Origin of the sequence: Leeuwenhoekiella sp. ZYFB001 (assembly GCF_011784865.1) — a bacterium.
In the GTDB taxonomy this organism is placed as follows: Bacteria; Bacteroidota; Bacteroidia; order Flavobacteriales; family Flavobacteriaceae; genus Leeuwenhoekiella; species Leeuwenhoekiella palythoae.
The window spans coordinates 1,063,192-1,076,484 of the sequence record NZ_CP050460.1; the positions used below are offsets into that span (position 1 = coordinate 1,063,192).

Annotated in this window: 10 protein-coding genes; 5 read left to right on the forward strand and 5 right to left on the reverse strand. The window is 40.9% G+C overall.

The annotated features are described in order from the left end of the window. Positions 1-141: 141 nt before the first annotated feature. The 5 genes from lpdA to msrB (HCN54_RS04730) form a co-directional block, all read right to left on the reverse strand. Positions 142-1,518 (reverse strand): dihydrolipoyl dehydrogenase, encoded by a 1,377-nt coding sequence (gene lpdA, locus HCN54_RS04710; protein WP_167596753.1) that lies wholly within the window; start codon positions 1,516-1,518, stop codon positions 142-144. 159 nt (positions 1,519-1,677) lie between these two features. Beyond that, entirely contained in the window at positions 1,678-2,244 is a 567-nt protein-coding gene (locus tag HCN54_RS04715) for a uracil-DNA glycosylase family protein (RefSeq protein WP_167596754.1), read from the reverse strand. 18 nt (positions 2,245-2,262) lie between these two features. Further along, positions 2,263-2,793 (reverse strand): hypothetical protein, encoded by a 531-nt coding sequence (locus HCN54_RS04720; protein ID WP_167596755.1) that lies wholly within the window; start codon positions 2,791-2,793, stop codon positions 2,263-2,265. Positions 2,794-2,925: 132 nt separating this feature from the next. Continuing rightward, positions 2,926-3,324, reverse strand: a complete 399-nt coding sequence (gene msrB / locus HCN54_RS04725; protein WP_167596756.1) for a peptide-methionine (R)-S-oxide reductase MsrB — start codon at positions 3,322-3,324, stop codon at positions 2,926-2,928. 122 nt (positions 3,325-3,446) lie between these two features. Beyond that, the gene (gene msrB, locus HCN54_RS04730; protein WP_167596757.1) at positions 3,447-3,920 is read right to left on the reverse strand and encodes a peptide-methionine (R)-S-oxide reductase MsrB; all 474 of its coding nucleotides are present in this window, start codon (positions 3,918-3,920) and stop codon (positions 3,447-3,449) included. A 239-nt stretch (positions 3,921-4,159) separates the two neighbouring features. Between msrB (HCN54_RS04730) and HCN54_RS04735 the strand changes: the two genes are divergently transcribed. The 5 genes from HCN54_RS04735 to HCN54_RS04755 all read left to right on the forward strand — a co-directional run bounded on the left by HCN54_RS04735 (position 4,160) and on the right by HCN54_RS04755 (position 13,228). Next, the gene (locus HCN54_RS04735) at positions 4,160-6,145 is read left to right on the forward strand and encodes an alpha-1,4-glucan--maltose-1-phosphate maltosyltransferase (protein WP_240924945.1); all 1,986 of its coding nucleotides are present in this window, start codon (positions 4,160-4,162) and stop codon (positions 6,143-6,145) included. Positions 6,146-6,180: 35 nt separating this feature from the next. After that, the gene (locus HCN54_RS04740) at positions 6,181-7,818 is read left to right on the forward strand and encodes a trehalose synthase (protein WP_072982630.1); all 1,638 of its coding nucleotides are present in this window, start codon (positions 6,181-6,183) and stop codon (positions 7,816-7,818) included. Beyond that, entirely contained in the window at positions 7,811-9,733 is a 1,923-nt protein-coding gene (gene glgB / locus HCN54_RS04745) for a 1,4-alpha-glucan branching protein GlgB (protein ID WP_167596758.1), read from the forward strand. Before HCN54_RS04740 ends, glgB begins: the two co-directional genes overlap by 8 nt. 197 nt (positions 9,734-9,930) lie before the next feature. Continuing rightward, a complete protein-coding gene (locus tag HCN54_RS04750) occupies positions 9,931-12,324 on the forward strand; it encodes a glycoside hydrolase family 31 protein (protein ID WP_167596759.1) in 2,394 nt (797 codons plus the stop codon). A 91-nt stretch (positions 12,325-12,415) separates the two neighbouring features. After that, positions 12,416-13,228: a M48 family metallopeptidase gene (locus tag HCN54_RS04755; protein WP_167596760.1), complete on the forward strand. Its 813-nt coding sequence runs from the start codon at positions 12,416-12,418 to the stop codon at positions 13,226-13,228. The last annotated feature ends 65 nt before the right edge of the window (positions 13,229-13,293 follow it).

Genomic DNA, 13,293 nt, shown 5'->3' on the forward strand with positions numbered 1-13,293 from the left:
AATAGGACGTGAGGTAATCTTTAAATTCTGATAAATAAAAAACCTCTGAAATTGATTTCAATTTCAGAGGTTTTAATTTTGTCTAAAGTCTAAAGTCTAAAGTCTAAAGTCTAAAGTCTAAAGTCTAAAGTCTAAAGTCTATTATAAATGAATTACTTCATCATAAGCTGCTGCTACCGCTTCCATCACCGCCTCACTCATTGTTGGGTGTGGGTGAACCGCTTTAAGCACTTCGTGACCGGTAGTTTCTAATTTTCTACCTAGCACAGCTTCTGCGATCATATCGGTAACGCCGGCACCAATCATATGGCAACCTAACCACTCACCGTATTTCGCATCAAAAATAACTTTTACAAAACCATCTTTGTTTCCGGCAGCACTTGCTTTACCAGAAGCTGAGAATGGGAATTTTCCGATTTTAAGTTCGTATCCAGCTTCTTTAGCTTGCTTTTCAGTCATTCCTACTGAAGCGATCTCAGGAGACGCATACGTACATCCAGGAATATTGCCATAGTCTAATTTCTCTACGTGCATTCCCGCAAGTTTTTCAACACAAATAATTCCTTCAGCAGAAGCAACGTGTGCTAGTGCAGGACCGGGAGTTACATCACCAATCGCGTAGTAACCCGGCATATTGGTCTGATACCAATCGTTTACGATCACTTTATCTTTATCGGTAATGATACCTACATCTTCAAGACCAATGCCTTCAATGTTGGTTTTGATACCTACCGCTGAAAGTACAATATCAGCTTCTAATTTTTCTTCGCCTTTTTTAGTTTTTACAGTAGCAACAACGCCGTCACCAGAAGTATCTACAGACTCTACAGATGAACCGGTCATAATGTTGATTCCTGCTTTTTTCAAGCTACGCTCAAATTGTTTAGAAACTTCTTCATCCTCTACAGGAACGATGTTTGGCATATATTCTACGATGGTAACTTCTGTTCCCATCGCATTGTAAAAACTACCAAATTCACACCCTATCGCACCAGATCCTACAACGATCATTTTCTTAGGCTGCTCTTTTAAAGTCATCGCCTCACGATACCCAATGATTTTCTTACCATCTTGAGGTAAGCTAGGTAGTTCGCGTGAGCGCGCACCAGTTGCAATGATGATGTTGTCTGCACTATACTCGGTACCATCAACGTCAACTTTTTTACCTGGTTTTAGTTTACCAAAACCTTCAATAACGTCGATCTTATTTTTCTTCATCAAGAATTGAACACCTTTGCTCATTCCTTCAGCAACTCCACGGCTACGCTTAACAACCGCATCAAAATCTTTATCTGCACCTTCTACTTTAAGACCGTAATCTTCGGCGTGCTTGAGGTATTCAAAAACCTGCGCACTTTTTAAAAGCGCTTTGGTAGGAATACACCCCCAGTTTAAACAAACGCCTCCAAGGCTTTCTTTTTCTACAATAGCGGTTTTAAAACCTAATTGTGAAGCTCTGATAGCCGTTACATAACCACCGGGTCCACTTCCTAAGACAATAATATCGTATTTACTCATAGTTTTCAGTGAAATTTGAAGGCACGAATTTACGCATTAAAAGTCTAAAAAACGAACGCATAAGTTGTGCAGATTTGTAGCCACCGTCAACGGTTTTGTAGCCTGAATCTTGCCATTAAATTGAAGGTTGGTCTTCAAAGAAAATCTTAGCGCGTTATCTTATGCTAGGCGCTGTCCTACTACACGTTGTAAAACCGGAAGCACATCGGTTTCAAACCATTTGTTTTTAGCCATCCAAAAGCGATTAACAGGCGAAGGATGTGGAAGTACAAAATGCTGCGGCAGATAGCTTTCAAAAGCTTTGATTCGGGCGGTAAGCGTCAGATTATCGTTTAAATAATACCGCTGGGAGTGATTACCGATTAAAATATACAACGGATCCGCCTCAAAATGATCGGTTACTTTTTTGTGCCAAAGCGGAGCACATTCCGGGCGGGGAGGAAGATCACCGGTTTTGCCTTTCCCCGGAAAGCAAAATCCCAGAGGTAATATGGCAAAATTGTCAGAATTATAAAAAGTATCTTCATCAACGCCTAGCCACGCTCGCAATCGGCGGCCGCTGGGATCGTCCCAAGCGATTGATTTCTCATGGGCAATTTTACCGGGCGCCTGGCTGGCTAAAACAATTTTGCTTTTTGGTGAAGCCGAAATAATAGGGTTAGCGCCTAAAGGCAAAAAAGGCTTACAAACGGAACATTGTCGTATTTCCGTGAGTAAGCCTTTCATGAATTTTATGCTAAGTGCTTATTGAAGCGTTTGAACATCAGTTTCGGTCAATTCTAAAGCGCTCATAACTTCATTGTAGTTAGAGAAGTCACCGTTGAATTGCTCAGCAAATTCGGTAGGAATCAAAACATATCTAAATATTTGATTATCTGTATAATCGGTAGAGATATTAGATAAGTCATAATTTCCATCAATCAAGAATTGAACATCGCCTATTGTATGTGTAAAAACATATTGCATCGTACCTTCAGAAAAGAAAAAATTGTGAGGAAGCTGAGTCCATACATCTAGTCCGTTATCAATATATTCCAATCTATAAGCAATAACAGCATCACCATCTAAAACTTCAACATTGCTTGGGAATTCGATGATAGGAGATTCCCAAATTCCAGAATCAGAATTGTAAGATAAGGTGGTTTCCACTTCTACAACTTTTGAGTATTCAGCATCTAGACCATCTAATCCAGGAGGTCCTTGTGGTCCTGGGTCTCCTTCACAAGCTGTAAATCCTAAGGCTACGATACTAAGTATTGTAAATAATTTTTTCATCGTTTTTTGTCTTTATGTTTATCGCTAAAAGTAAATCAAGAGTCATTCCGAAACTTTTAAAACTATGCTAAAGCTTTAGTTTTAATAAAACATTAACGCCAATGAAATCTTGATGCCTCTTGGTATATAGTTTTAGTTTTTGTCGTAATCTATTGAGGCTGAGTTTACACAGTAGCGCTGACCGGTCTCCGTAGGTCCGTCGTCAAAAACGTGACCTAAATGACTCCCGCAATTGGCGCAGAGAATTTCGGTGCGTATCATTCCGAATGTGGTATCGCGTATATATTCTACAGCTCCGGGTATAGATTCATCAAAACTGGGCCAGCCACAACCACTCTCAAATTTACTATTAGCTTCAAAAAGTTTTGCATCACAAGCGCCACAGTGATAAGTGCCATCTTTTTCAAAATGCAAATTGTATTTACCGGTATGCGGGCGCTCAGTGCCCTTACCGCGTAAAATATGGTAACGCTCAGAACCGAGTTCTTCTTTCCATTGCGCTTCGCTTTTTTGTATTGGGTATTCTTTCATAATATTTTTTATCATTTCCGCGAAGGCGGAAATCTCTTGTTTTGTAATCAGCCTATCCTACTACGGAAATCTTATGTTAGCAATTCACCGCAGGCTTCGATTGAGACCTTATGGTTTTCGGATTAACCTTTAGTAGGTACAAAATTTAAAGCGACTCCATTAATGCAGTGGCGTTTACCGGTAGGCTTTGGTCCATCATTAAATACGTGACCTAAGTGCCCGCCACAATTGGCACAGTGCTCCTCAGTACGGGTGTAGCCTAATTTGTTATCTGAAGAAAAAGCAACATTTCCTTCTATATAATCGTAAAAAGAGGGCCAGCCGGTACCGCTATCAAATTTTGTTTTGCTTTTAAAAACCGGGTTTTGACACGCAGCACATACGTAAGTTCCTTCTTCTTTAACGTTCAGAAGGTCACTGGTAAACGCGCGCTCAGTCCCTTCTTTACGCAAGACCTGAAATTCTGCATCGGTCAGTTCGGCTTTCCATTCTGCTTCGGTTTTAGAAACCGGAAATTGTTCTTTTTTCTCGTTTTGAGCAGTGCCTTTACAGGCATACAGGCTTACGAGTAGCCCAAGTAGCAATAACTTTTTCATAGTTCTTTTTTTTAAAATTACGCAATGCACTAAGCACTGGTTTATAATAGTCGCGGTTTTAACAAAAGACTAACGTGTGACATTTCTGTTAAGCCTTTGTCAAATTCTTATTTCGGCTAGGCTTGTAATTAATTATTATTATTTTTAAGGGTAATCAACTGAACTTAAACTACCTTAGGGCAAGTCTGTGAGGCATTGCTCGAAAACGAATTTTGAATTTTCAGGCATCCCGAAAGCTTTTGGAACGGAGTATTAAACCTTTTGGAGGTGCCAATAAAAAACTAACACCCTTGACTAGAGAACGTATTGTTATAGAGAATGTAGAGCCCCAGCTTCAAGGTGGGGATTTTTTTATCAAAAGAGTTGTTGGCGAACTCGTTACTGTTACGGCAGATGTTTTAGGAGACGGTCACGACGTGATCGATGCCGAAGTATGCTACAAAAGCGAGCACGACAAGATGTGGAAAACCGTTCGGCTGGAACCTCAAGGCAATGATCATTTTGCGGCAACTTTTAGGGTAGATCAGCAGGGCTTTTATGAGTACAAAGTGCGCGGTTGGGTTGATCACGCATTAAACTGGCAGCACGGTACCGAAGCAAAACTTAAAGACGGACAATATATAAAGAGTGAATTGCTTGACGGGGTACAATATCTTGAAACGGTTGAAAAAAAGCTTGACAATGATGGCAAGCAATACGTTAATACGTTAAAGGAATTGTTTCAGGATGAAAAGCGCTATGATGAGGCTTGTGCCTATGCTGTTTCTCACGATTTAAATCGCATATTTAAGGACCATCCGGAACGGAAATTTGCACACGAGAGCAAAACACTACAAGTTTATGTAGATCGTGAGAAGGCACGTTTCAGTACATGGTATGAGTTTTTTCCAAGATCGGCTAGCGAGCAGCCCGGGCAACATGGTACGTTTAAAGATTGTGAGCGTTTGTTGCCACGTGTAGCTTCGATGGGATTTGATACGTTGTATTTTCCGCCCATTCATCCTATTGGGGAAGTAAACCGAAAAGGAAAGAATAATGCAACTAATGCAGAAGAGGGCGATAGCGGAGTACCTTGGGGAATCGGTTCGCGTTTTGGCGGACATAAAAGTATTCACCCGGAATTAGGCACTGAAGAAGATTTTAGAAACCTGATCAAACACGCCAAAAGTCTGGGGATCGAAGTTGCGATGGATCTAGCATTTCAGGCAGCTCCTGACCATCCGTATTTAAAGGAGCATCCAGAGTGGTTTAGAAAGCGACCGGATGGCACGATGCAATATGCTGAAAATCCACCGAAGAAATATCAGGATATTGTCAATTTCCACTGGGAATCTGAAGATTATAAGAAGCTTTGGGAAGAATTGCTCAGCGTTGCTTTTCACTGGATCGACTTTGGAGTAAAAGTTTTTCGAGTTGACAATCCGCATACCAAACCTTATTATTTCTGGAATTGGTTTATCTCCGAAATCAAGAAAAAACATCCCGATGTGTTGTTTTTAGCCGAAGCTTTTTCGCGACCTAAAGTGATGCAACAATTAGCAAAACAAGGCTATTCCCAATCTTACACCTATTTTACGTGGCGCACCAGTAAGCACGAGTTGGTTGAATATATGACCGAGCTTACCCAGACTAAAATGCGTGAATATTTTAGACCTAATTTTTGGCCGAATACTCCAGATATTAATCCGTATCATCTGCAAGGCGCAAATGAAGCACAACATATCATTCGCTATGCTCTTGCAGCAACTTTGAGTTCAAACATTGGTTTATACGGGCCTATTTATGAATTTATGGTGAGTGATGCCGTCCCGGGTAAGGAGGAGTATTTCAATTCTGAAAAATATCAAATCAGCCATTGGGATTGGAAGCACGAGAACAAGTTGAGTCGCCTCATTACCAAGATGAATTTGATTCGCAAACAGCAGCCTGCGTTGCAACAGACTATTAATATTGAGTTTTGTGAACTTCATCACGATGCATTGATGGCTTACTATAAATGGGATCAGGACCGCAATAACGAATTGCTTATCGTGGTAAGTCTGGACCCATATTATAAGCAATCGGGGCATTTAAGACTCCCTTATGAGAAAATGAACCTCGCACCGGGTTCTCAAGTTGTTGTAAAAGATCTTATCACAGACAGCACCTATACCTGGAATCAAGAATGGAACTACGTCGAATTACATCCCGCACTTCCGGTGCATATTTTTCAGATCTATAAATAGCAAAAATCCACCTTAAACTTCAAAAACAACGAACCATGAATCAGGAGCAGGAAATAGACGGACGCATCGTTTTCAAATATGATACCGGTTGGAAGGAGCTGCTAGAATCAGATCGCTTTAAGAAAGAACTGTGCGAGGATATTCTTGAGCCTTACATTCTCAATCAGCGTTGGTATGGTGGTAAAGCCAGCGCGTTAAAGTATATTGAGGTCATTGATAGCTTTCCGATAGAAGATGAGGTAGATACTTTTTATGGGATCGTACTTGAAGTGAATTTTAGAGAAGCTTTTGTGCACAATTATTTCTTGCCCATCGCTTTTGTGACAGATCAGGAGGTGGTTGGCGACAAATTTATTGCACATTTAAAACTCAACGGAACCTCAGGTTTTCTTGTAGATGCTTTGCTTCTAGAGTCTTTCAGAAAGCAGATTTTTGAGAAAATTTTAGAGGGAGAAAAATACCGCTATAAAGAAGTGGCCTATCGTCGAGGTCGCTCTAATCAATCTCAAGGCTACAAAAGCAGCCGACTGATGGGCGTAGAACAGAGCAACACCTCTATCATTTATAACGATAAATACATTTTAAAGATTTTTAGAAGGGTTTATGTAGATGAAAATCCCGATTATGAGATTAGTAAATATCTTACGGCAAAAGCACTTTTCAACAATACACCAAAATATTTAGGAAGCATCACTTTAAAGTTTAGCGATAAAAATGTGATCACTTTAGGGCTGATGCAAGAATTAGTACCCAATCAAGGCGATGCCTGGGAATATTTTGTGCATAACCTAAAATTGACGTTTGAAGAACTTTCGCGTCAGCAACCCAAATTAGAAACGCTGCGAGCTACAAAATACTTGGAGCAAATCTCCATAACCGATGTTCCTGCTTCGATCTTGGCTTGGTGTCCTATCGAGTTTTTTGAAGATGTTTCACAGTTAGCATTGCGTACCGCACAAATGCACATTGCATTAGGACAAGAGCGCATCAATACAGCGTTTACACCGCAGGCTTTCAGTAATGATTATTCCGTATGGTTAAAAAACAGATTGATCTATCAATTTGAAAATAGAATCAATTTGGTCGAAAATAATTTACACAAGCTTGACGGCCTTCAGCTTGAATTGGCAAATGAATTATTAAGTAAGAAAAAGATCATACGTAAACAATTTCTTGATTTTGACGAAACGATGCTTAAAAGTGAGCGTTTGCGTATTCACGGCGATTATCATTTGGGCCAAGTTCTGGTGCAGGATCGGGATTTCTTTATCATAGATTTTGAAGGAGAACCGGAAAGTACCATCAGAGACCGAAAGGTCAAACAACCACCAATTAAAGATATTGCCGGGATTTTTAGATCGTTTAATTACGCGATCTACGCAACGGTTTTCAACAATCACGAGTCTTACGATTTTGAACTTGAAGAGCTTTTTGAGGTTGCAGATGTGCTCTACAGCCACATCATTGGTGTGTTTTTAAAAACCTATATTAACGAAGTACAAACCGCCAATTTAAATATTGGTTACATCAAAGAAATCGAATTTTTATTACAATATTGCTTACTGGAGAAAGCCGTTTATGAGTTGGGTTACGAACTCAATGCGCGTCCGCGATGGGCGATCATTCCACTAAAAGGCATCTCTAACATCCTTAACCAACAACATTATGAGTAGCGTATACGTTCACAGCTTATTTTCAGAATTTGACATCGATCTTTTTAAAGCCGGAAAGCACTTTCGCCTGTATGAAAAGTTAGGTTCACACCCAATGACTTTAGAAGGAGAGAAAGGTACATACTTTGCTGTTTGGGCTCCCAGTGCAAAATCAGTTTCTGTGGTGGGTGATTTTAATTATTGGTTAGAGGGTGATCATAAATTAAATGTACGTTGGGATGGCAGCGGAATCTGGGAAGGTTTTATACCGGGAGTTATGCCGGGCGCTATTTATAAATATAAAATTCAGTCTAATCACAATGATGTCAAGACAGAAAAAGCTGATCCGTTTGCACGTCGCGCTGAGCATCCGCCTAAGACAGCTTCTGTCGTCTATGCCGCAGATTATAAATGGAAAGACAAAAAATGGATGTCTAGCCGGGCGAAATACAATGCGCTTGACACCCCTTTTTCAGTATACGAAGTGCATTTAGGTTCCTGGAGAAAAACAGGCGAGGAAAACCGAAGCTTGAGCTACACAGAACTAGCAGACGAACTCGTTGCCTATGTAAAAAAAATGGAATTTACCCACGTGGAATTTATGCCCATTATGGAATATCCTTACGACCCGAGTTGGGGATATCAATTGACCGGGTATTTTGCGCCTACTTCACGCTTTGGTTACCCCGAAGAATTTATGCTACTTGTAGATAAATTACATCAGGCGGGTATAGGCGTGATCCTTGATTGGGTCCCGTCACATTTTCCTGAAGATGCACACGGTTTGGGTAACTTTGACGGTTCTCATTTATATGAGCATCCAGATCCACGTAAAGGATGGCATCCCGATTGGAAATCGCTCATCTTCAATTATGGTCGTAATGAAGTGCGTGCTTTTTTAATTAGTAACGCCTTATTCTGGCTAGATCAATACCATATTGACGGGTTGCGGGTAGATGCGGTCGCTTCTATGTTATACCTTGATTATTCTCGAGAAGACGGGGAGTGGGAGCCTAACCAGTTTGGAGGCAGAGAAAATCTGGACGCTATTTCGTTTTTAGAAGAGCTGAATAAGACGGTTTATAAAAACTATCCTGATGTGCAAACCATTGCTGAAGAATCTACCAGTTATACCGGAGTTTCTAAACCGGTATTCTTAGGCGGTTTAGGGTTTGGAATGAAATGGATGATGGGGTGGATGCACGATACCTTAGAGTATTTTAAAAAGGAGCCGGTGCATCGTAAATACCATCAAAACGATATTACCTTCAGTATGACCTATGCGTTTTCAGAAAACTTTATGTTGCCGCTTTCGCACGATGAGGTGGTTTACGGAAAACGCTCGCTTTTTGACCGTATGCCCGGCCCGGAGTGGGAGCGTTTTGCCAACCTTAGATTGATGTTTGGGTACATGTTCACACATCCCGGGACTAAGTTGATATTTCAAGGAGGCGAATTCGGTCAAAGTGCAGAATGGAATTTTCAAGAAAGTTTAGACTGGCATTTATTACAATATGATTTTCACACAGGAATTCAAGAGTGCGTTAAAGACCTCAATAAATTGTATAAGTCGCAACCAGCATTATATGAGCGACAGTTTCGTCCGGAAGGTTTTGAGTGGATCGAATGGGCTGATGGTGAAAATAGCGTTTTGAGCTATCTGAGAAAGGGTTACGATGCCGAAAGCGCAGTTTTGGTGATTTGTAACTTTACTCCGGTGCCACGCGAAAACTACAAAGTAGGAGTTCCGGAAGCGTTTACTAGAGCAAATACCAAGGTAAAAGAACTCTTTAATAGTAATGAAAAGAAATACGGCGGAAGCGGTGATTTTATCAGCAAAAAAGTCAAGGTCGAAGCAACTCCATGGAATGGTCGCGAGCACTCGATAACTCTAGATTTAGCACCACTTGCGGTTATGGTTTTCGGTCTTAAGTAAAGCGCTTTTTGCGATCTCGCTAATTGTATAGGTATTTACAGATTTTCATCAGGCAAGTCTTGAAAAAGTATGCTGTTTTCGAGTAGCAACAAAAAGCGCGCAGTGTTAACGTTGTAGTTGATATCTTTTAGTTTTGACCCCTAGATTAACTTCGGAAACCTTTAATTTAGTAATCCTAACACCTTACACAGGCTATTATGATTATTAATACTGAGTTAGAACAAAAAGGAAATCAATTTCCAAACGAGATCAAAAGCGTTCGGCAAGAAGTCGACACATTATACTTTACCACCCAAAACAATGTAATCTTAGAATTAACCGTATTGCGTGATAGCGTGATCCGGTTTAGGTATGGGACCCGAGGGATTCTCGAGGATGATTTTTCATATGCGATAGATCCCGAAAATCACATAGGGTACAACCACTTAGAGCTTTCTGAAAACAAGAATTTCTATATTGTAACCACTTCTAAGTTGATCATTAAGATCGAAAAGATCAGCTTGCAATCAAAGATCTTAGACCGGGAAGGCAACCTGATCAATGAAGACGAAATAGGCTTTCATTATGAAGAAAGTTTTACCCTTGGCGGAAATATCGTCAAAATGAGCAAGCGCTCGCATCCGGGGGAAGCTTTTTATGGGATGGGCGATAAACCGGTGCACCTCAATCTACGCGGAAAACGCGTTTCTAATTGGGCGACAGATTCCTATGCTTTTGGGAAAGATACAGATCCCATATACAAATCAGTGCCTTTTTATATTGGTTTGAAGGATAAACAAGCCTACGGAATCTTCTTTGACAACACTTTCAAATCAAGTTTTGATTTCTGTCACGAGCGCCTTGATGTTACTAGCTTTTGGGCTCCTGGCGGGGAAATGAATTACTATTTTCTCTATGGACCTGGAATGAACGAAGTGGTAGAAAATTATACGCATTTAACCGGAAAACCTGAGCTTCCGCCACTATGGACTTTAGGCTTTCAGCAGTGTAAATGGAGCTATTATCCGGAAAGTGCAGTCAAAGGAATCGCTAAAAAGTTTAGAGACCTAAAAATACCGTGTGACGGAATTTACCTGGATATTGATTATATGGATGGGTTTCGATGCTTTACCTGGAATAAAGAATATTTTCCCGATCCTAAACGCATGGTCAAAGAACTTCTTGATGATGGGTTTAAAACCATTGTGATCATTGATCCGGGAATAAAGATCGATCCGGAATATTGGGTGTATAAAGAAGCCTTAGAAAATGATTATTTCTGTAAGCGTGCCGATGGTCCTGATATGGTAGGTAAGGTATGGCCGGGAGAATGTGCATTTCCTGATTTTACCAACCCGGAAGTACGGGAGTGGTGGGCAGATTTATTCAAAGAACTGGTGCACGACATTGGTGTGCGCGGGGTATGGAATGATATGAACGAGCCCGCCGTGATGGAGGTTCCCGGAAAAACCTTTCCTGATGATGTACGTCACGATTATGACGGGCATCCTTGCAGCCACCGCAAGGCTCACAATATTTATGGTACTCAAATGGCACGTGCAACCTATGAAGGTGTAAAACGCTACGTGTACCCTAAACGTCCATTAGTAATCACCCGTTCTGCCTACAGTGGTGCGCAACGTTATACGTCGTCTTGGACCGGCGATAATGTCGCGACTTGGGAACACTTATGGATCGCTAACAATCAAGTGCAGCGTATGTGTCTTTCCGGGATGTCTTTTACAGGAACAGACATTGGCGGATTTGCTGAACAACCTACAGGCGAACTCTTTGTGCGCTGGATTCAACTCGGGGTTTTTCATCCGTTTTGTAGAGTGCATTCTAGCGGACATCACGGGGATCAGGAGCCTTGGTCTTTTGACGATGAGGTTACTAATGTTACCCGAAAATTCATTGAATTACGCTATACCTTACTTCCTTATTTATATACTGCATTTTATGAGTATGCAACCGAAGGTGTTCCTATGCTGAAACCTTTAGTGTATTACGATCAAGAGGATGTGCATACGCATTATCGTACTGATGAATTTATCTTCGGAAACCATATTCTGGTATGTCCTATTTTAGAGCCTAATTCTAAAGGACGTCGCATGTACTTGGCGCGTGGTCGTTGGTATGATTTCTGGAATAATGAAGTTGTAGAAGGTGGGCGCGAACTTTGGGTGGATGCAGATTTTGACACCATCCCGATTTTTGTAAAAGAAGGTGCGATCATTCCGCGTTATCCCGTGCAGCAATATGTAGGTGAAAAGAAAATCGAGGAGCTCAAGCTCGATGTGTATTATGCTGAAGATACCGTTGAATCTCGTGTTTATGAAGATGCGCGTGACGGCTATGATTACAAAAAAGGGCGGTACAGTTTGAGAAATTTCAAGCTAACCGGAAAGGCAAAGGACTTGAGTATTCAACAGTTTAAAACAGGAACCTTTGAAACCGAATATGAGTATATTAAACTCAATCTCATTGGGCTGCCTTTCAGTATCAAAAAGATCACGGTTGATAATGTGGCTTACGACTTAAATAATCTGGATAAAAGGGAAAAATATTTAAAACTGCCTAAAGAATTTTCGGTAGTGCATATGATAGGATAATTTTCACAACTTGTACTAAAGTTAAGCTAATTGTTAAAATAGAATTTGGCAGAATTTGTAATTTCAACCCACTAACCTTTAATAGTTTAAAATGAAAACGAAAAAAATACTCGTCGCACTAGCGATTATATTTCTGATTATAAGTTGTAAAACAAGTCCGTTTACCGGAAAGAAAACACTTAATGCGTACAGCAATGAGACCATTTTTCCAATGGCATTTCAGCAGTATAATGAATTTCTTGCACAAAATACGGTAGTAAAAGGTACCGCCGAAGCACAAATGGTGCAACGCGTAGGAAACAAGATAGCAAAGGCTGCTGAGAGATATATGACGGCTTTAGGTTACCCCAATTATCTAGATGAATATAAATGGGAGTATAATTTAGTTCAAGATGAAGCGATCAATGCTTTTTGTATGCCGGGAGGTAAGATTGTGGTTTACACCGGGATTTTACCGGTAGCTCAAGATGAGACTGGTTTAGCGATGATTCTTGGTCACGAGTTGGCACACGCATTGGCAAATCACGGTGCGCAGCGTATGACCGCACAACAAGGACAATCAATTGTGGGTGCTGTTGGTGGCGTAGCCCTTGGAGATTCTCGTGCTGGGCAATTGTTTAATCAATATTATGGTACAGCAAGTACGGTAGGAGCGATCTTACCTTTTAGCCGTAGTCACGAAAGTGAAGCAGACGAGATCGGGACCATCATTGCCGCAATCGCCGGTTATGACCCTTATGAAGCACCAAAACTTTGGGAGCGTATGAAGGCTCAAGGAAGTTCAGGTACTCCAGAAATCCTAAGTACACACCCTTCGCCAGATACGCGTATTGCAGCGCTTACTCAAATCGCGCCGCGCGCAGAAGCTGAAGCAAAAAAATTCGGAGTTACCACTTTTAAGTAGGATAACGCAAAAATAAAAATGAAAAGCCGCTCTATTGAAGCGGCTTTCTTATTTTAGACGCTTCA